This is a genomic window from Rheinheimera mesophila (assembly GCF_000986865.1).
Classification (GTDB): domain Bacteria; phylum Pseudomonadota; class Gammaproteobacteria; order Enterobacterales; family Alteromonadaceae; genus Pararheinheimera; species Pararheinheimera mesophila.
On record NZ_LAVS01000096.1, the window covers coordinates 136,657 to 156,674 of the forward strand.

Genomic DNA, 20,018 nt, shown 5'->3' on the forward strand with positions numbered 1-20,018 from the left:
GGATTTTGCAATGAGTGACACTTTATTAGCCTCAGTGGCTGGTTTTCCTGAATTTATCAGCTTCTTTTTTCTGGCCATTTTATTAATAGCCCTGTTTTGTCGTTTTTATACCTGGATCACTCCACACGACGAACTTGCCCTGATCAAAGAAAATAACAGCGCCGCGGCTATCGCCTTCGCCGGTGCCTTAATTGGTTTTGCTTTGCCTTTATCCAGCGCTATAACGCACTCGTTGTCATTAGCCGATTGTGCTATTTGGGGTGCTATCGCTTTAGTGGTTCAAGTGCTGACTTTTGCTGTGGTGCGCTTTGCTCTGAAACAGCTACCAGAACGTATCAATAAAGGCGAAATTGCTGCCGGTGTATTTTCTGCGGGTTGTTCTATCGCTATTGGTTTAATCAATGCCGCCAGCATGACGTATTAATCTGCACCACCTTTTAAGGAGTCACTGATGAAACAAAAAGTGCTGAAACGCAGTAAAAAAGCCGCTTTAGTGTTAATGGTGCCTACTGCCACCTTTCTAATGGCAGGTTGTGGTCAGGAAGAAGCGGTGCAAACTGCAGCTTTTGAGACTGTTGACCAATGTGCTGCTTATTACAACCCTGAACAATGTAAAGCCGATTTGGGGCAGGCCTTGGCCATGCATGCGCAAGTTGCGCCTAAATACACCGACAAAGCCGCTTGTGAAACGGACTTTGGGGTAGGCCAGTGTGAAACTCAGGCTCAGGCTGCAGCTGCTGCCGGGACAGAGCAAGTGCCACAACAAGCGCAAGCTTCCAGTGGCGGCTTTTTTATGCCCATGATGATGGGCTTTTTAGCAGGCCAGATGCTGAACCGTTCAGGTTCACAGTTAAAACAACCGGTACAGGCACAGCCTTTGTATAAATCAAGGGACGACCGCAGCACCTTCCGCACTGCGACCAATACGCCTGTGGCCAAAGGGGTAGGAACGGCTTACGTTAAACCCTCGTCAGTTCAGCCTAAACCTGCCGGTGTGGTCAATCGTGGTGGTTTTGGCGCTCAGGCGCAAAAACGCTCCAGTTCAGCCAGCAGTTTTGGTGGTTAAGCGCAGATGAAGAAAGTCGCTTGTGATGAGCGCCCAGGCTGGCGCTCTTATGCTGAATCTGTAGGTTTTGAGTTTCATACCTTTGATGGTGAACCCTATTGGGACGAAACCGGCTATTACCAGTTTAACCTGCGCCAAATTGAACAGGATTTAGAAGAGCCGACCGAAGAGCTGCATCAAATGGCGTTGTCGTTAGTCGAGGATGTAGTTCGGGATGAAGAAAAGCTGCAGCAATTGGCTATACCGGAAAAATTCTGGGATTTTGTCGCTGACTCCTGGCGGACTAAAGCGCCGTCTTTATACGGCAGGCTGGATTTAGTCTACGACGGTAGTGGCCCTGCTAAATTGCTGGAGCTGAATTACGATACCCCGACCTCGTTGTTTGAAACCGGTTTTTTCCAGTGGGTCTGGCTGGAAGACCAGTTGATGCGTGGCAAAGTGCCACAGGGGGCCGATCAGTTTAACTCACTGCAAGACCAGCTCGAAGCCGCCTTTGCCAACCTGCCTCTGGCCAATCCTTTGTATTTCGCTTCGGTGGCCAACAGTATCGAAGACAAAGGTACAGTGATGTACCTGATGGATATTGCCAGACAAGCTGGTGTCGACAGTCGTTTTATCGAACTGGAACAACTGGGCGAAGCCAGTGGTCAACTGGTGGATCTGGAAGGTTACGCCATAGGTGGTTTGTTTAAGCTGTATCCGTGGGAATTTATGCTGCAGGAAGATTTTGCTTCTGTCATCTTAAGCAGCCAAACCCAGTGGCTGGAACCCGGCTGGAAAATGTTGTTGTCAAACAAAGGCATATTGCCTTTACTCTGGCAAAAATATCGCGGCCATCCAAATTTGCTGGAAAGCCATTTCGAACAACCAGGCCAGAGTTTTGGCGCTGGCTGGGTGCGTAAACCGCTGTTTTCCCGTGAAGGCGCCAATGTAGAATTGATACTGCCCAACGGTGAAAAAGTAACTGAACCCGGCCCTTATGCCGACTCCCCATTTATCCGCCAGAAGTTACAGCCATTACCAAAATTTGGCGACAGCTATACCATGATAGGCAGTTGGGTGGTAGGCAACAGCGCCGCTGGTATTGGTATACGCGAGGATAACTCGTTAATTACCAAAGACAGTTCGCGCTTTTTACCTCATATAATTTTGGATTGACCTCTCCTAGCCAGGCCAGCTCAGAGCTGGCCTGCATCGCTCAATATATTCATGCAGTAAATCAGTATAAAAAATCACTTACCAGCATTAACAACAGATGTCGCCCAAAAATAAGCAATTGATTTATATTGATTTTATAAAAAACACCTTATGAGCACAAATTAACTGTTGGTTATTTATCCAAAATTGTTTAAAGTGCGCGCTCATTTGCGCTGTCCGGACTGCGCCCGCTCTGGCTTTTGTATTCTTTTGCTATGCTTAAGCCGCTGTCGTATTCCTGTCACAAGGCAGCCTTAGTCTTATTTTGTTTTTGCCAGAAGGAAACAAAGTGCGCACCACAGAACTTGTTGATGGCTTTCGTCAGTCCGCCCCTTATGTCAATGCTCACCGCGGTAAAACCTTTGTCGTGATGCTGGGTGGCGAAGCCATAGATCAACCCGGTTTTCGCAGTATTATTAATGACATAGCTCTGCTCAATACCCTCGGTATAAAAATAGTGCTGGTGTATGGTGCCAGACCGCAAATTAATAAAGCACTGGAAAAAGCCGGCTTGAATTGCGATTACCACAACAGGATCCGGGTCACAGACGATGATTCATTCCGGGTGATCAAACAAGTCGCCGGAGCATTACAGTTGGATATTACCGCTCGTTTATCCATGAGCTTAAGCAATACGCCCATGCACAATGCTCAAATCAACGTCGTCAGCGGTAACTTTGTCATAGCTCAGCCTTTGGGGGTGGATGATGGCATCGACTACCTGCACAGCGGCCGGGTACGCCGTATTGATGTACAAGGTATTCGTCGTCAGTTGGATAACAACGGCATAGTGCTGATGGGCCCGATCGCAGCCTCTGTCACAGGGGAAAGTTTTAACCTGACGGCAGAAGAAATTGCCACCCAGGTCGCGATTAAACTTAAAGCGGAGAAAATTATCGGCTTTAATGAAGTGGGCGGCATCATGGGGGAAGATGGCGACATTACCGCTGAACTGATGCCGAATTATGCTGAACATCTAATGTGGCAGATGGAGCAAAAAGCCGATGCCTGTACAGCGACTGTTGCCTTTTTGCACGCGGCTATTACTGCATGTCGCTCTGGTGTGCCGCGTTGTCACTTGGTCAGTTATGGCGAAAACGGCGCTATGTTGCAGGAATTATTCTCCCGCGACGGTATTGGTACTCAGATAGTCACCGAAGCGGCCGAGCGTTTGCGTGCGGCCAGCATTACGGATATTGGCGGTATTCTGGATTTGATCCGGCCGCTGGAACAACAAGGTTTATTGGTCCGTCGTTCGCGCGAACAGTTGGAAATGGAAATTGACCAGTTTGTGGTGATTGAACGGGACGGTTTAATTATCGGCTGTGCCGCGCTTTATCCCTTCCCGGAAGAAAATGTTGGCGAATTTGCCTGTTTGGCTGTGCATGAAAACTACCGTGATGCCGACCGAGGCAGCGCCTTGCTGAAAAACATTATTCAGTTGGCCCGTCAGCGCAAGTACTACCGTTTATTTGCCCTGACCACCCGCAGTATTCATTGGTTCCAGGAGCATGGTTTTGAACTGGTGACAGTGCAGGACTTACCAGAGAAAAAGCAGCAGCTATATAACTATCAGCGCCGCTCAAAAATTCTGGCGCTGGATTTATAAGTGTTTTTGTTGTATCTGTTCCACCACAGTCCGGGCTAAGGCCCTGGCTGTGGTCCACTTGCCTCCGGACACAGTCAACACCTGTTGCTGCCAATTCAGTGCATATTCCCGACTGGCGGTGCTGGCACTGTCACTGCCACCCAATAAAGGCCGGACTCCGGCAAATTTACTTTGTACATCAGCGTCAGACAATGGCTTATCAAAATAGTGATTATACAGGGCCAGTAAATAGCTCTGCTCTGCGTCGCTGCATTCGATAGGCTCTGCCAGACTTTGTCGTACTTCGGTGGTTCCCACTAAGGTTTTTCCCTGATAAGGCAAGACAAACACAATGCGGCGCTCCCCCGGCACTTCCAGCATATGGCCATAACGACTGATGGCAGGCACCAGCACATGACTGCCACGCACCAGATCCAAAGCTTGTTGCAGTGGCAACTCCGATTGTTCCAGTAACTGATTGCTCCAGGGCCCGGCCACATTCACGACCAAATCAAAAACTTGCCAGTCAGAACTATTGGCAGCAAAAACCCCGCCAGTGGCGGTGAATTGACGGACAGGGCAATGCTGATGAATCTGCACTCCGGCTTTGATGGCTTGTTCTGCCACCCAAAGCCCTAGTTTTCTGTCGTCCATCTGGCCATCAAAAAATAAGTAAGCCCCTGTTAAACCCTCTGCTTTTAGTTGTGGCGAACAGCGTTTTGCCTGCTCTGCAGTTAACCATCTATGTCGGCCTATACCTTTTTTTCCGCTCAGCAGATCATAAAGCCACAAACCAACTTTGATCTGCCAGCGGGGTCGTTGGCCGTTTTGATAGATGGGATACAAAAGCGGTAATCTTTTGGTTAAGTGGGGGGCTTTTTTCAGCCACCAACGTCTTTCCTGCAAAGCTTCATGCACCAGACGAAACTCGCCCTGCTCCAGATAACGTAAGCCGCCATGCAGCAATTTAGAGGAGGATTTGCTGGTGGCCTGCATCAGCTCGTGGCGCTCAAACAAGGTCACCTGATGGCCAGCCAAAGCCAGCTGCCAGGCAGATGACAAGCCATTAATACCACCCCCTATCACAGCTATCTTCATAGGCTAATCCATTAAGTCTTTGATTTAGCATAGCAGAACAATTTAGCGGGTTTGACCGTCACCGATGACGATGTATTTTTCTGTGGTCAAAGACTCTAGTCCCATAGGACCATAGGCATGCAGTTTGGACGTAGAAATCCCAATCTCAGCTCCTAAACCCAGCTCGCCACCATCACTAAAGCGTGAGGAGGCATTGACCATCACCACTGCACTATTAATTTGCTTTAAAAAACGCTGGGCTGTGCTGAGATCCTGAGTACAGATCACCTCAGTATGACCTGAACTGTGGCGCTGAATATGAGCCACAGCTTCGTCATAACTAGCGACTGTTTTCACCGAAATGGCCAAACGTAAATACTCAGTATCAAATTGCGCCTCATCCGCTTTGCTTGCCTGCGCGAAATAAGGCAAGGACAAGTCACAGGCAAAGACCTCGACTTGCTTTTCTTCAAAGGCAGCAGAGGCCAAAGCTAAAAACTGTGGCGCTATATCCTGATGCACTAATAAGGTTTCCAGCGCATTACAAACACCAGGCCTTTGGGTTTTGCCGTTGAGCAACAACGCCATGGCTTTGTCCAGATCGGCCGCTTTATCGACATACAAATGGCAAATGCCTTTGTAATGCTGAATCACCGGAATTTTGCTGTGATCGCTGACAAAATGAATTAAACCTTCGCCGCCCCGGGGTATCACTAAATCGACACTGTCTTTTTGCTGCAGCAATTCCAGCAATAAAGCCCGGTCCGGGTCGGGGATCACGCTGATAGCGGCAGGGTTAATACCTTGTGTTTCCATGGCTTTATGTAAGGAAGCTGCGATCGCCAAACTGGAATTTAACGCCTCACGACCACCGCGTAATATCACCGCATTGCCGGATTTTAAACACAAAGCACCGGCGTCTGCTGTGACATTAGGCCGGGCTTCGTAAATCATTGCTATGACGCCCAATGGAATACGCATTTTGCCAACCTGAATGCCATTAGGCCTTGGAGCCATCTGGCGGATTTGACCTACAGGGTCTGGCAAAGCCGCGATAGCACGCACTGCATTGGCTAAGCTTTTAATCCGCTCTTCGGTCAAAAGCAAACGGTCCAGCATAGCATCCGCTAACTGTTTCTCGCGTCCTGCCGCCATATCTTTGGCATTACCAGCCAGAATCAAAGCGGTATCAGCTTCTAACTGCGTAGCCATCGCCAGTAGTAATTGGTTTTTATCGGCCTCGGACAGTTGCGCCAGTTGTAATGCAGCGCTTTTGGCTTGCTTGCAAATCGCTTTAATAGTGGTCATATTCAGCCCTCCACCAAGGCTAAATCGTCGCGGTGCACCACCACTTCGCTTGGGCAATACCCCAGAATGCTTTCAATCTGTTGACTATGTACACCACGGATTTTGCTCAGCTCTGACTTACTGTATTGGCTAATGCCTTTGGCCAGTTGTTTACCGGCCGCATCACACAACCAAATGGCGTCACCTTTATCAAAATCACCGTTGATGCTGCTGATACCTTTAGGCAGCAACGACGCGCCTTTATGCAATAACGCCTGCACAGCACCGCTGTCGAGCTGCAGCTCACCCCGGGTTTTTAAACTGTGTAACAACCAGTGTTTTTTTGCGCTTAACCTTTCCTGCTGTTTATGAAACAGCGTGCCACAGGCTTTGCCTGCTAAAAGTTGGGCAAAACTATCGGCTTTCTGACCATTAATAATTAAGGTGTCGATGCCTTGTGAAGTGGCTTTACTGGCCGCCTGCAACTTGGTGGTCATACCGCCTGTGCCAATAGCGTGATGACTGCCACCCGCCATGGCATGAATGTCCGGGGTAATTTGATGTACTTCTGGTATCAAAGTAGCGGTGCTGTCTGAACGTGGATTGGCGGTATATAACCCATCGACATCAGAACAAATAATCAAAGCATCGGCATCTACTACTGTCGCGACCAAAGCCGCCAGATTGTCGTTGTCCCCTACTTTGAGTTCAGCAGTCGCGACCGTATCGTTTTCATTGACGATGGGCAGCACGCCATGATCGAGTAGAGTACGCAGTGTATTGTGGATATTTAAATAGCGGCTACGGTGCTGTAAATCATCGTGGGTCAGCAGAATTTGCGCACAGTCAAAGTCGAGTAAATTACGCCAGCTTTGCATCATGCGGGTTTGGCCTACAGCGGCCATAGCTTGTTTGACATTAATGGGTAAGGGCTGATGGGCAAAGGGGATAGCAGCACGGCCTGCAGCCACACTACCAGATGAGACCAATACCACTTCAACCCCTTGTTGCCTGCACTCGCTGATAAACCCAGCAATAGCCAACAAATAACGGGTGGAGCAACCTTTTGCTTCCGGTGCAATCAGGGCACTGCCCACTTTCAGCACCAGACGTCGCCACTTTAACCCAGCCATAACACCCATTTATCTCCAGTTATTTTTTAATCACCCGAGCATACCTATTTAGACGTATATATGTCTATAGCCGTATTACTTGAAGCTGTAGCTTTGTTGACTGCAGGCTTTGGTTTAGTTCAGCGCTAATTCAGTTGGATTAAGGTACAATCGGCTTACAAAAATTAGGGAGAATTGACATGAGAGCCAAACACTTAGGTTTAGTTGCTTTATGCAGCACTTTAGTTTTATCCGGTTGTGCCAGTATGAATATCGCACCGGAAAACCAAAATACAGCCAAAGGCGCAGCCATTGGCGCTGGTGTAGGTGCTGTGTTGGGTAAAGCCACAGGTAACCACAAAAACAAAAGACTGGCTATTGGCGCTGCTATTGGCGCTTTAGCTGGTGCCGCTGTTGGCCGTTATATGGACCATCAGGAAATGGCCTTACGTGATCAGTTATCCGGTACAGGTGTCAAAGTACACCGTGACGGTGATATTTTACGGTTAGAAATTCCGTCACAAATCACCTTTGCGGTGAATCAGTCAGCTATTCAACCTCAGCTATATCCGGTATTAAACGACGTGGCGAAAGTACTGGGTGAATACGACAAAACTATGCTGGTGATCAGCGGCCACACCGACGATACCGGTGCTTATGACTACAATATGCAGTTGTCGAAAAAACGGGCTGAAAGCGTAAAAGATTATTTAGTGGCGCAGCGTTTAAACCCAATCCGTATTGAAACTCAGGGTTTAGGCCCAAGCTACCCTGCTGTGCCAAACAATTCGGAAAGCAACAGAGCAATGAACCGCCGCGTTGAGATACATATCGAAGCAATAACCCAGTAATTTAGCCGTCGCCCTAATGACTTAGGCTAAAGCTATTAAAAATTTAAAACTCCGGCTATGCTGCCGCTGAATTTTCAGTACCAGCAGGTCGGAGTTTTTTATGGGTTTATTGTGGTTAGTCACGCTGATTTGGGCTTTTAGTTTTTCCTTAATAGGCGAATTTTTGTCTGGCCGGGTTGACCCTTATCTGGCGGTCAGCAGCCGTATGCTACTGGCTTTAATCTTGTTCCTGCCCTGGTTGCTGAAAAGCACCAGCTCCAAAACTCAGGCCTCCGCCCTTGCCGCTATTGGCGCTGTGCAACTGGGACTAATGTATTTATTTTTGTACCACAGCTTCCTGTATTTAACTGTGGCTGAAGTGCTGCTGTTTACTATTCTAACCCCTGTGTATATCTCGGTTCTGGACTACTTCTGGCGCTACAAAAAACTGCACCTGCGCTGGTTAGGCCCTGCTCTGCTGGCTATTTTGGGGGCTTTAGTCATTCGTTATCAAAACTTAAGTGCAGATTTTTGGTTAGGTTTGGCGCTCATTCAAGCTGCTAACTTGTGTTTTGCTTTTGGTCAGGTGGCGTATCGCCAGCTGGATTTAGGTTCGACGGGGTCACAGCGTTATAACTTCGGCTGGTTTTTTGTGGGCGCAACCATTATCAGCTTAGTGGCGACCGCTTTATTTGCTGATTGGAACAAAATGCCCAGTACCACCCTGGATTACGGAATTTTAATTTGGTTAGGATTGGTGGCTTCTGGTTTAGGCTATTGGTTATGGAACGCAGGCGCGCGGCAAGTGAATGCCAATCAGCTGGCCGTCATGAACAATGTACTGATCCCAGCAGGCCTGGTGGTGAACTTTGTGTTTTGGCAACAAAATGTCAACTGGCTTACGTTAAGCGCTGGCTCGGCGCTGATTTTAGCCAGTTTGTTCTGGGCAAGCAGGCAAAACACCAACTAAATCACAGACCACTTAAGGCCGTGGTTCTGCTTTAACCAGCAGCCGTATTTGCCAATGAGTTTTAGTTTTCCGCTCCGACATATAAATATGCTGCCACTGCGGCTCCATCCCGGAAAGCTGTTTTAGCACTTCGTCCGCCTTAACTTCAATCGGCAAACGCAGTTGTACCAAACAGATATTATCCCTGCAGCCTGACGCTGCTGATTCTGCGCCAAACTTGCCCTCCAAGTCAGACAATGCGTGTTCCAGATTGTGTTCAAGTTGGTTATCTTGCTCATATTGATGAGAATAATGTAGCTGTTCAGCTGCTTCGCGAAAATTACTGCTTTTGAATAGCAATTCGATTTTGGCGCGAGACAACTCCGCATTTGAGCTGATCAACCTCAAATGCCAGTTTTCTTGTAAATCTAAGGTACAACCCCGACCTTCAAGGCATATCGAATCAGCCGGCTCAGGCTCGACCACTGCAGGCTCTTGCACCAGCGTATCGCTATGAACAACTGCCATGTTCCGAGCCGATGATTCAGCCTCTTTTTCATATCGCAAATGCTGGGATGTGTTTTGAACTCTGGTGATCACCGAAGGCGCCGCTTCTGGCTGCACTGGCTCGGCGCTATCATTGAACCAAAACCAGCCTGCCATCAGTACCACCACTACACCACTGAGAAGCCATTTCATTATTCGCCATCCTCCATGAACTACAACCTTAGCTAGCGGACTCAGAGCTGCCCCTTGCTGTTACAAGTCCCATAACACAACAGGGCTCCCGCCTGTTATCTGACGCACTGGTCGAATCATGTAACAGATGACGACTCAACAAAGTGCCGGAACCTCATTACCTCTAAGAAAACGCCTTCTTCACAAAATTAGGCAAAGCCATAGCGGCCTGATGCACTTCTGCATTGTAGTACTGAGTTTCAAAGGCAGGATTTTGCGCAGCTTCCACCCGGAAGCCATCAAATTTGGCGTCTTTACGGGCCAAAGTACAAGTCCACCAGCCGGATGGATAGACCATCTGCGGGAACAGCAGGCTTTGTAAATCGGCAAAACCAGCCTCTGACATCGCATCACGCATCGCTTTTAACAGCGGCATATGAATAAGAGGCGACTCGCTTTGTTGCACTAAAATGCCGCCCGGGCGTAACGCTTTTAAACAGCTTTCATAAAAGGCACGATTAAATAAACCTTCACCTGGGCCAATAGGGTCGGTCGAGTCGACAATCACCACATCCAAAGATCCAGGTGCAGCGTCACGCATATAGGCGATACCGTCAGCAAATTTTAAGGTCGCGCGTGGGTCGTTATTGGATTCGCACAGTTCGGGGAAGTATTTTTCCGCCATGCGGGTGACTTGTTCGTCGATATCAATTTGCGTCACTTGTTCGATATCAGGGTGCTTTAACACTTCACGCAAAGTACCGCAGTCGCCGCCGCCTATAATCACCACTTGTTTTGGATTTGGGTGAGTAAATAACACAGGATGGCTTAGCATTTCGTGATAAAGAAAATTATCGCGGCTGCTGAGCATAATCACGCCGTCGATCACCATCAGATTGCCAAAATGGGTGGTCTCAAACATTTCAATATGTTGAAAAGGCGACTGCACCTCATCCAGTTTTTTGCTGATCGCCAAACCAAAGGCACTGCCACTGGCCGCAAAAATTTCGGTGAACCATTTGTTGTCGCCCGACATACTAAACCTCTCGTAAACAAACTAAGCTAAGTATTTTGCCAGCCAGGGCAGGATGAGACAAACTTTTCATGTTTTTTTCACAGCATTGGCTTTAAAATAGCGCATCATTTTTTTAAGGGCACGACAATGGCAGATTGGGGTATCGAAAAAGCGCGATCTATTTATAACGTAGCAGTCTGGAGTGAAGGCTATTTTGATGTAAACAAAAATGGCGACCTGGTGGCCTATCCGGATCAGGACCATAAAAAACCCGGTATTAATTTCCCGGAACTGACTGCCCGTTTTAAAGAGGAAGGCTTAACCCTGCCTGTACTGGTGCGTTTTACCGATATTCTGCAGCACCGTGTTGGCACTTTAATCAACTCTTTTGCGCAGGCCAAACAGGAGCGGGATTATCAGGGGGAGTACACTGCGGTGTACCCTATCAAAGTAAACCAGCAATTTTCTGTGGTAAAAAAACTGGTCAGCCATGACAGCGGCAAAGTAGGTTTAGAAGCAGGTTCCAAACCTGAACTGATGGCGATTTTAGGTATTACCGACAAACCTCTGCGTATCGTCTGTAACGGCTATAAAGACTCGGAGTTTTTACGTCTGGCCACTATAGGCCAGATGATGGGCCATCAGGTCTATGTGGTGGTTGAAAAAATCACCGAATTAAAAACCTTAATCCGTGAAATCGACAGCTTAGGTCAGGCACCCATGATTGGTATCCGTATCAAGCTGAACTCGGTCGGTAAAGGCAAATGGCAAAACACTGGTGGCGAAAAAGGTAAGTTTGGCTTAACTGCTACTCAAGTACTGCAAGCCATCGATATTTTGCGCGAAGCAGGCAAACTGGACTTGTTGCAGTTAGTGCATTTTCATATCGGCTCGCAAATCGCCAATATTCGCGATATTCACAACGCCATCCGTGAATGTGCCCGTCACTACGCTGAACTACGCACCTTAGGTGTGCCTATCACTACGGTAGACGTAGGCGGTGGTTTGGGTGTGGACTACGAAGGCTCAAACTCACGTTCGGCCTGTTCAATGAACTACACCATGCTGGAATACGCCCGCAACGTGGTGTATGGCTTAAAAGAAGTCTGTGACGAATACGACTTACCGCACCCGAACATTATCACTGAATCTGGTCGTGCGATGACGGCACACCACGCAGTGTTAATCACTGATGCCATTGACGTTGAACGTGCGCCAGGCTTAGTCAATATGCCTGAACCCAGCGAAGACTCACCAGCCGTAATTTGGGCTTTGTGGGATTCGTATAAAAACGTGACGCCGCGTACCGCAGTTGAAGCCTACCACGATGCAGTGCATTATTTTACCGATGCCCATGCCCAGTATGTGCATGGTTTGCTGACACTCAAAGACTGGTCGCTGCTGGAGCAAATTTATTTTGCCACCATCAACAAAGTGAAAAACAAACTGGATTTATCCTCGCGCTCCCACCGTGATATTCACGATGAGTTAAACGAGAAATTAGCCGACAAACTGTTTGTAAACTTCTCTTTGTTCCAGTCGATGCCGGATGCCTGGGGTATTGACCAGTTATTCCCTGTGATGCCATTGGAGCGGATGAATGAGTCGCTGGAACACCGCGCTATTATTCAGGACATTACCTGTGACTCTGACGGTGTCCTGAAAAGCTATGCAGACGGCAACGGTATTGAATCCAGTCTGCCACTGCCTGCGTACAAAGAAGACTCGCAGTTCCTGTTGGGTATGTTTATGGTCGGCGCTTATCAGGAAATTCTGGGTGACCTGCATAACCTGTTTGGTGACACAGACTCAGTGCATGTGGAGCTGGACGATGAAGGTGGCTACCGTCTGACCAATGCGATCAAAGGCGATACAGTGGCCGATGTACTGCGTTATGTCCAGTTTGATGCGAAGAAGCTATTGGCCTCTTACCAGAAACAATTGGCGAAGATGGACTTTACCCCTGAAATGCAAACCTCGTATTTAGATGAGTTAAAAGCCGGGGTTTATGGTTACACCTACTTCGAAGATTAAGGTAAACTTGCCACTGATCAGATGAGTGAAGGGGCGAGAGCACTAAAGCTGGTGCTCTGCCCCTCTAAATTTTAGATGGTGGTGACTGAATGCTACACTTTTTACCAGCCCCAATACGTGGCTCGCTTTCTTTTCTGCTGTACTTTATCAACACTATTTTCTGGGCTATCCCTATTTTGTTGCTGGCGTTGGTCAAACTGCCTCCGGTCAAGATCTGGCAAACCTGGATCACCTATTTACTCGACTTTTGTGCCACTAGCTGGATCAGCCTGAACAACTTAACAACTAGAATTTTTACCCGTATTCGTTGGGATATCAAAGGCATAGATAATTTAAGCGTCAAAGACTGGTATCTGGTATTGGCCAACCATCAATCCTGGGTTGATATTCTGGTGCTGCAAAAAGTCTTTAACCACAAAGCACCGTTTTTAAAGTTTTTCCTGAAAAAAGAACTGATTTATGTGCCAGTCATTGGCTTATGCTGGTGGGCGCTGGACTTTCCTTTTATGCAACGTTTAACGGCTAAGCAGCTAGCAGAAAAACCTGAACTTAAAGGCACAGATATAGAGACCACCCGCAAGGCCTGTGAAAAATTCCGTTACAAGCCAGTGTCTGTGATGAATTTCCTCGAGGGCACTCGTTTTACTCAACACAAACATGACAAACAACAGTCGCCTTTTACTCATTTGCTTAAACCTAAAGCTGGTGGCATTTCCTTTGTCCTCAATGCCATGGGCGAACATTTACACAAACTGCTGGACGTGACTATTTGTTACCCCAAGGGTATCCCTAGCTTCTGGGATTATATTTCCGGTAAAGTGCAGCACATCAAAGTACGAGTGAGGGTCCTGCCGATAGACTCAGTTCTGATTGGTGATTATGAAGATCCGTTGTTTAAACAAAAATTCCAACTCTGGGTCAATCAACTCTGGTCAGACAAAGACCTGTTATTAACCGAGCTGAAGCAAGGAGAACGAAGCTAATGCTGCATTGGTTACCTGCGATACTAAAAGCCCCTTTAGCATTTTTGCTGTTTAGCTGCAATTTAGCCTTTTGGGGCAGCTTGGTCACGCTGATTGGTCTGGCTAAATTAATTTCGCCCAATACAGCGGCCAGAGCCTTCTGGTCCAAACCGGCGCATTGGTGTTATCGCGGCTGGTCAAGTTATAACAAGGTATTGATGGAGCTGTTTAACCGGGTTGAGTGGCAAGTCAGTGGTGTGGCTGAACTGAAAAAAGACAGTTGGTATTTACTGATTTCTAATCATAAAAGCTGGTTAGATATTCCGGTACTGAGTCAATTTGCCCTGAACCGCATTCCTGAGCCGAAGTTTTTTTTAAAAGAAGAGCTGAAATGGGTGCCTTTTATTGGTTCAGGCTCCTGGGCTTTGGATATGCCTTTTATGAAAAGATACAGTCAGGCGCAAATTGCAAAGAATCCACAACTTAAAGGCAAGGATATTGAAACCACCCGCAAGTCGTGCGAAAAGTTTAAACATACCCCAACCACCATTATTAACTTTGTTGAAGGCACCCGCTTTACCGAACAAAAACACAAGCAAAAACGCAGTCCGTTCCGGCATTTATTGCCGCCCAAAGCAGGTGGCATTGCCTTTACTCTGGCCAGTATGGGCCAGCAATTTCATTCAGTGTTGGATGTCACTATTCTGTACCCTGACAATCCAGGTCATGTCGCTTTGGATATGTTGTGTGGCCGATTAAAACGGGTAGTAGTGCTGGTGGAAATTCTGCCCGTGGATCACCAGATTATTGGCGATTATTTTAATGACGAGGCCTTCAGAACCAGTTTTCAAAATTGGCTGAATCAGCGCTGGCTGAAAAAAGATCAGGCGATTACCCTGTACCATCAGCCCGAAGCAGCCAGTCCGGAAAACGCTCTGTGTTAGATCTGTATTTACAACAGCTTGCCAGCTATGTTGGGCTTAACTTAGCCGCCGATCATCTGCTGATGTTAGCGGTTAGAGTGCTGCTGGCTATTGCTCTGTTGAGTATGCTGTTTGTGCTGGCCCGGCGTTATTTGTTACCCGCTATTGCCCACCTACTGGATAAAGTCGATGGTGACTTACAACATCAAACGGAAAAACAACGGTTAAAACTGGCTAGCCATCTGGCGCATTTATTGCCCGCTGTGGTATTGATCAGCTCAGCCGAGCAATTTTTCCAGTATTGGCCTGCGTTCAGGTCTGCGGTGCATTTAGCTCTGTGGATCTACTTCTATTGTTTTGCCGGTTTGGCTTTTGCGGCTCTGATTAACTTTGCTACCACTATCTACAGTGCTGTGGATCGTCAGAGTAATGTGCCTTATCTTGGTCTGGCGCAAGTGCTGAAATTACTCGACTTTATCGTGGTCAGTATTTTGATCCTCAGCACCTTACTCGGTAAGTCTCCGGTGTATTTACTCAGCGGCCTGGGCGCCTTAACGGCGGTATTGCTGCTGGTATTTAAAGATACTATTTTAGGTTTAGTCGCCAGTATTCAATTGGCGACTAATAAAATGGTTGCGACAGGCGACTGGATTGAAATGCCCAAGTATGGCGCAGATGGTGCCGTGATTGAAGTGGCACTGACCACGGTGAAAGTGCAAAACTGGGACAATACTATCACCACTATTCCCACTTATGCGCTGATTTCTGACTCCTTTAAAAACTGGCGGGGCATGCAGCAATCCGGTGGACGCCGTATTAAAAGAGCGATCAAAATTGATATTCACAGCATAGGATTTCTGGATGAGGCAGAAAAGCAGCAATTAATGCAGCACACTGTACTACAACCTTTTCTGATAACAGAGATAGCCAAAGAGTTATTACAACAACCTCACCTGACCAATCTGAAACTATTTCGTTGTTACGCCAAGTGGATGCTGCAACACAACCCACATATTAATCAGAATATGACCCTGATGGTACGCCAGTTAGAGTCTAACGAGGTGGGTTTACCGCTGGAAATTTATTGTTTCAGCGCCGATAAAGTCTGGGCGAACTACGAACAGATCCAGGCCGAAATTTTCGAAACTTTGTTTGCGACTTTACCTCTGTTTACCTTAAGCACCTTCCAGCGACTGGGCGGTCGGCAGGAGCTTTAACTTTTGCAGGCACTGATCATCAGGTTACGCGGGGTCAGTTGGTAGTCGCAAAATTGTTTCACCTGGACCTGATAGCCTTGCTGTTGTAAATATAAAGCCCTGTCCAGTACCAGCCACTGCTCCAGCACAGGCCGGAATAACGATCGTACCAACTGCATTTTTTGTACTAACTCCTGTCGTTGTTGCCCCAACTGCAGGTAATGCTCCCAGTTAGTCCCCGCCGGTATCTGCCATTGGTGCTGTGCAGCAGCCCAGTGCGCAAAAGCACTGAACTCACCGCTAAACCAATGTTTAGCCACAGAAGATAAAGGCCTGTAGTCTTTTATCCCTTGCATAGCCTGATACAACTCCTGGTAGGCCAGACGCCACAGCACTTCGGTATGACGCAAGCGCGCCACCCGTTCTCCGGCTGTGACCTGAGCCTGCACCGCCAGCTTCAGTTCATCCCGGCTTAGTTGCCCCAACTGACTTTGCTGCGCCAGGCTGGATAAGGCCTGATACTGCTCAGAAGCGATTAAATGATAACAACAAGGTACGAGATCCAGGTGTCGGGTCCCAGCCTGAGTTGCCTGCTGTAACAAGCGAATATGCAAATCTCCACAGGCATGCAAAGCCACCGCCTGTTGGCTCGCCTGAAGGTAGGTGGCACTCTCGGGCTTTAACACATCGGCCTGAATAAAGTGCTGTGGCAACTGGAGTTTTTCAGCCTGATGTTGACCATCCAGACAAAGTGCCTGCTGCCATTCCAAACTTTGCACTGTGCGTTTGTGGCTAAAGCATAACCAGCGCCCTAAATGTCCTTTACCGGCACACCATTCCAGCACAGGCAAATCACTGTGCTGCATCTGCCTAGCAAACGCCTGAATTTGTTCCAGTTTCCGTCCTTTAATATCCCGACTGAACCAGAACGGCGGCTCGGGAAGCGCGGCGTCTTTGCTATCCGCGACTACCAGCGCAAAAGGACTAGACTGAGTTAACTCCGGGAAAAATTCTGCAAAATAGTGATACCGCTGCGCTTCGTCTTGCTCCAGTTGCTCTGTTTTTGCAGGCTGCAGCAGCTGCAAACGCCGACCAAGACCTGTGCCGCTCCAGGGCAGCGTCGTGAAATGAAAAGGACTAAAACGCCAGAACTGCTGGTATCGGGTTAACACTGCATCTGAGTGTAGAAACTGTTCAGATAAAGACAGGGACATAAGCAGGCACTGCATCAGGATGGCAAAAAACTGAGGCTACTATATCACTTCGCCAGCTAAAAGCTGTGCCGCTACGCCACGGAATTTTTTCTGAAACACCTACTGACTTCAACTGGCATAGCTGTTAAAAATAATGCACACTCAATTGCATGATGACGATCCAGGCGAAGAGACATTGTGGTGACAGAACTTAAACGTATTATGCATGTGGAAGATGACCCGTCCATTCAGGCTGTAGCTAAAGTAGCACTGGAAGTAGTGGGCGGTTTTACCGTAGAAACCTGCAGTGGTGGTGAAGAGGCCTTAAAAAACTTCCACAGTTTTCAACCTCAACTGATTTTACTGGATGTGATGATGCCCGGCATGGATGGCCCCAGTACCTTAAAAAAGATGCAGGCGGATTTTGATTTAAGCACTATTCCCGTGGTCTTTATGACGGCTAAAGTACAGGCCAATGAAATTGAATCATACAAAGCACTGGGCGCTGCCGATGTGGTGGTAAAGCCTTTTGACCCCATGACGTTGTCCGATCAGATCCGTGAGATCTGGCAGAAACTGCAGGGGCCAGAATCTTGATTCTGCCCCCTGCATAGCACAGAGTTCAGGCTCCATTCGACTAGGGTACAGCAGCGCTGGCCCTTCTTTTAGTCTTGCACTGACTCTTGTCGCTGCTGTTCAACCTGTTCAAACAACTGCTGTAAGTCCTGCTCATACTGCTGCAGATCTTTGCCCTTGCCCAGGTAAAAAGGCAAAGGCAATAAACGTGAGTCATAGTGCAAACTGCGGTCAAAAGGTGACGCTGGGGTCAGCAAACCGGCCCACTGGCCTGATGTCGCCAGAAACGCTACTGCCATAGCAACCGCCACCTGAGCTCTGGCCGACCAATGGGTCGCCAGCCATAAATTGCCGCAAAATAATGCCACCAGAATCAGGGTGTACCCCATCACTTCGACAACTTGGGCTATGGCAGAACCATCCAGATTAAAACCCAGCCAATAACAAAAAACACCCCACAAGGCGCTGGAAGCCAGCGCGGCATAGGTAAGGCTAAGCTGAGGTAGAAAGTGGCTTTCCTGCTGATTGAATCTGCTCCAGAGGGCCAGAATGGCAGGCCAGATACAGAACATCAGTAAGGTTTTTGGCAGGTCAAGTAAACGAACTGTCCATAAATGCTCTAGCTGTTTTGGCAAGGTCAGCCAGATTTCAGCCACCTGATCTGCCGCCAGGATCAGAGCAAACAACAGAATAAAAGCCCAGTGCCCCAGAGCCTGAAGTTTTTGGCCTACAGCACTGAAAGGCAAAGTTGCAGCGACAGGATGCGCGTCATCATACAGACGCAGTGCCTGTTCACCTAACCAGCAAATTTCTCCTGACCGCAGTGGCTCTTTGGCTGTAACGGCTTTGCGGTCTGATACAAAACTGCCATTGACTGAACTTAAATCTTCCAGCCACCACTGCCCCTGCTGATCTTGCTGCAAGGTGGCGTGATAAGGACACACATGCTTATTAAACAGGATCACATCGTTATCGAAGGCCCGGCCTAAACGTACCTGCTGCTGCGCAAATTTATGCCGCTCTGTGACCTTTTGCTGTTTGTTCAGTACTTCCACTATGACTGCCATACCACAGCTCCGATAAACTTACGACTGAACTGCAAAGCCATTTTTTGATCGACCCCGGCTAAGGTAAAGTGACTAATCACCCCTTGCTGCTGGTGATCCAGGGAGGCTGAAATATAAGCCACATCAAAAAGCTGCGGATAATTACGGTAAGCCCGTAAACAAAACACCGCTTTAGCATGTTGACCTTGTACCGGAGTGACCAATTGATTCTGACAGGAAAAGGCGGTGACATCGTCTTCGCCAGCGCTGTTGTCGGCGTTCATCTGATTGATACTTTGCTGATAACGGCGGAAAAACTGCAGTGGATGTAAATCTTTCGCCTGGATCCATTCAAACTGCATTTCAATACGGCCTGTGCTGAATTCTGACGATAAGAATATTTCCTCCGGCTGATTACAAAAGGCATTGACTCGTTTCACATCGTCTTTGTCTTTTTCCACATTAGAGGTGCCCCAACAGCGGATAAAAGGCACTATTTCGTCCGGTACTGTGGCAGGACCAAAGCTTTTCAGTTGCCAATCCGCCTGCAAAATTTGTTGAAACATCTGTTGCTGGTTACTGATCAATTGCTGCTGAATATCCTGTTTTAAATCAGTAACAGGGTGTTTGTTCAGTAGCTGTTGCAATGCGGCTGCCGGCACCAAAAACCCCAGACCATTGCCACCAGAGGCCACATTCACCCCAATCACTTCACCGGCGGCATTGACGGCAGGACCGCCGCTCATCCCGCTGTTAATAGCACCGGTAAAATGAATACGAGGATAAAAACTATGTTTTTGCAGGCCATTGTAAGTGCCGGGCACCACAATTAAACCCAGATCATGTGGGTTACCGAGGGAATACACTTCAGCCCCCTGGGCAGGAACCTGCTGTTGCAACTGAAAACTTTTAGCAGGTCTGTAGTCAGTTTTCAGTAAGGCTAAATCGTTGACCACATCTACAGCTACTATCTCAAGTTTGCCCTTTTGCTGATTTTGCGCCAGAAACTCTAACTGGTATTTTTGTGGGAATAATACGGCTTCAGATACGACATGGTAGTTGGTCACCACGAGTTGAGGTTCAGCCAGTAAAAAACCACTGCCAATAGCCGACTTTGCCCCGGAAGCATGTTCAAGTACCTTGATTTGCAATAAAGCATCGGCGTAATCGGCAAATACTTTTTCAGCCACAGCGGCACTGTAACCTGGGGTCGGGCAACAGCACAGAATCAGCAACAATACACTGATCCATGTTTTTTGTAGCATAGGGGGTCCTTTCAAAAATTAGCA

19 protein-coding genes are annotated in these 20,018 nt (G+C 47.9%); 11 read left to right on the plus strand and 8 right to left on the minus strand.

Annotation, left to right across the window (positions count from 1 at the left end; translation table 11 throughout):
* Positions 1–10 precede the first annotated feature (10 nt).
* The 4 genes from SD53_RS17140 to argA all read left to right on the plus strand — a co-directional run bounded on the left by SD53_RS17140 (position 11) and on the right by argA (position 3,872).
* On the plus strand, positions 11–424 hold the full coding sequence (locus SD53_RS17140; protein ID WP_046521405.1) for a DUF350 domain-containing protein: 414 nt from the start codon (positions 11–13) through the stop codon (positions 422–424).
* Positions 425–451: 27 nt separating this feature from the next.
* A complete protein-coding gene (locus SD53_RS17145) occupies positions 452–1,066 on the plus strand; it encodes a DUF1190 domain-containing protein (protein ID WP_046521406.1) in 615 nt (204 codons plus the stop codon).
* 6 nt (positions 1,067–1,072) lie between these two features.
* Positions 1,073–2,224 carry a glutathionylspermidine synthase family protein gene (locus SD53_RS17150; RefSeq protein WP_046521407.1) on the plus strand — a complete coding sequence of 384 codons (1,152 nt, stop codon included), beginning with the start codon at positions 1,073–1,075 and terminating at the stop codon, positions 2,222–2,224.
* A gap of 328 nt (positions 2,225–2,552) precedes the next feature.
* On the plus strand, positions 2,553–3,872 hold the full coding sequence (argA, locus tag SD53_RS17155; RefSeq protein WP_046521408.1) for an amino-acid N-acetyltransferase: 1,320 nt from the start codon (positions 2,553–2,555) through the stop codon (positions 3,870–3,872).
* On the opposite strand, the gene SD53_RS17160 is transcribed toward argA, so the two are convergent.
* Genes SD53_RS17160 through proB form a run of 3 tightly spaced genes read right to left on the minus strand, consistent with a single transcriptional unit; the run spans position 3,867 to position 7,357 of the window.
* A complete protein-coding gene (locus tag SD53_RS17160) occupies positions 3,867–4,949 on the minus strand; it encodes a glycerol-3-phosphate dehydrogenase/oxidase (RefSeq protein WP_046521409.1) in 1,083 nt (360 codons plus the stop codon). The two genes, argA and SD53_RS17160, sit on opposite strands and share 6 nt — an antisense overlap.
* Positions 4,950–4,991: 42 nt before the next feature.
* On the minus strand, positions 4,992–6,236 hold the full coding sequence (locus SD53_RS17165) for a glutamate-5-semialdehyde dehydrogenase (protein WP_046521410.1): 1,245 nt from the start codon (positions 6,234–6,236) through the stop codon (positions 4,992–4,994).
* 2 nt (positions 6,237–6,238) lie between these two features.
* Positions 6,239–7,357: a glutamate 5-kinase gene (gene proB, locus SD53_RS17170; protein ID WP_206539968.1), complete on the minus strand. Its 1,119-nt coding sequence runs from the start codon at positions 7,355–7,357 to the stop codon at positions 6,239–6,241.
* A gap of 170 nt (positions 7,358–7,527) precedes the next feature.
* On the opposite strand from proB, the gene SD53_RS17175 reads away from it, so the two are divergent.
* Positions 7,528–8,178, plus strand: a complete 651-nt coding sequence (locus SD53_RS17175) for a YiaD family glycine zipper/OmpA-like lipoprotein (protein WP_046521411.1) — start codon at positions 7,528–7,530, stop codon at positions 8,176–8,178.
* Between the two features lie 100 nt (positions 8,179–8,278).
* Complete coding sequence (locus SD53_RS17180; RefSeq protein WP_046521412.1) at positions 8,279–9,127, plus strand: EamA family transporter; 849 nt, start codon at positions 8,279–8,281, stop codon at positions 9,125–9,127.
* 12 nt (positions 9,128–9,139) lie between these two features.
* Here SD53_RS17180 and SD53_RS17185 read toward each other — a convergent pair whose 3' ends face one another.
* Complete coding sequence (locus SD53_RS17185) at positions 9,140–9,805, minus strand: hypothetical protein (protein WP_046521413.1); 666 nt, start codon at positions 9,803–9,805, stop codon at positions 9,140–9,142.
* Between the two features lie 163 nt (positions 9,806–9,968).
* Positions 9,969–10,820, minus strand: coding sequence for a polyamine aminopropyltransferase (gene speE / locus SD53_RS17190; protein WP_046521414.1), 852 nt, complete (start codon positions 10,818–10,820; stop codon positions 9,969–9,971).
* Positions 10,821–10,946: 126 nt separating this feature from the next.
* Here speE and speA point away from each other — a divergent pair, with 126 nt between their 5' ends.
* The 4 genes from speA to SD53_RS17210 all read left to right on the plus strand — a co-directional run bounded on the left by speA (position 10,947) and on the right by SD53_RS17210 (position 15,935).
* On the plus strand, positions 10,947–12,833 hold the full coding sequence (gene speA / locus SD53_RS17195) for a biosynthetic arginine decarboxylase (RefSeq protein ID WP_046521415.1): 1,887 nt from the start codon (positions 10,947–10,949) through the stop codon (positions 12,831–12,833).
* 89 nt (positions 12,834–12,922) lie between these two features.
* Positions 12,923–13,816, plus strand: a complete 894-nt coding sequence (gene yihG / locus SD53_RS17200; protein ID WP_046521416.1) for a 1-acylglycerol-3-phosphate O-acyltransferase, YihG family — start codon at positions 12,923–12,925, stop codon at positions 13,814–13,816.
* Positions 13,816–14,739, plus strand: coding sequence for a 1-acylglycerol-3-phosphate O-acyltransferase, YihG family (gene yihG, locus SD53_RS17205; RefSeq protein ID WP_046521417.1), 924 nt, complete (start codon positions 13,816–13,818; stop codon positions 14,737–14,739). Before yihG (SD53_RS17200) ends, yihG (SD53_RS17205) begins: the two co-directional genes overlap by 1 nt.
* Positions 14,733–15,935: a mechanosensitive ion channel family protein gene (locus SD53_RS17210; RefSeq protein ID WP_068226387.1), complete on the plus strand. Its 1,203-nt coding sequence runs from the start codon at positions 14,733–14,735 to the stop codon at positions 15,933–15,935. The genes yihG (SD53_RS17205) and SD53_RS17210 overlap by 7 nt, the downstream gene beginning before the upstream one ends.
* On the opposite strand, the gene SD53_RS17215 is transcribed toward SD53_RS17210, so the two are convergent.
* A complete protein-coding gene (locus tag SD53_RS17215) occupies positions 15,932–17,128 on the minus strand; it encodes a methyltransferase (RefSeq protein ID WP_046521418.1) in 1,197 nt (398 codons plus the stop codon). The two genes, SD53_RS17210 and SD53_RS17215, sit on opposite strands and share 4 nt — an antisense overlap.
* 180 nt (positions 17,129–17,308) lie before the next feature.
* Here SD53_RS17215 and SD53_RS17220 point away from each other — a divergent pair, with 180 nt between their 5' ends.
* Positions 17,309–17,704 (plus strand): response regulator, encoded by a 396-nt coding sequence (locus SD53_RS17220; protein ID WP_046521469.1) that lies wholly within the window; start codon positions 17,309–17,311, stop codon positions 17,702–17,704.
* A gap of 68 nt (positions 17,705–17,772) precedes the next feature.
* Here the strand turns inward: SD53_RS17220 and SD53_RS17225 are convergent, their stop codons facing one another.
* Positions 17,773–18,750, minus strand: a complete 978-nt coding sequence (locus tag SD53_RS17225; RefSeq protein ID WP_046521419.1) for an FHA domain-containing protein — start codon at positions 18,748–18,750, stop codon at positions 17,773–17,775.
* Positions 18,738–19,994 (minus strand): S1C family serine protease, encoded by a 1,257-nt coding sequence (locus SD53_RS17230; RefSeq protein WP_052749451.1) that lies wholly within the window; start codon positions 19,992–19,994, stop codon positions 18,738–18,740. Before SD53_RS17230 ends, SD53_RS17225 begins: the two co-directional genes overlap by 13 nt.
* Positions 19,995–20,018: the final 24 nt, after the last annotated feature.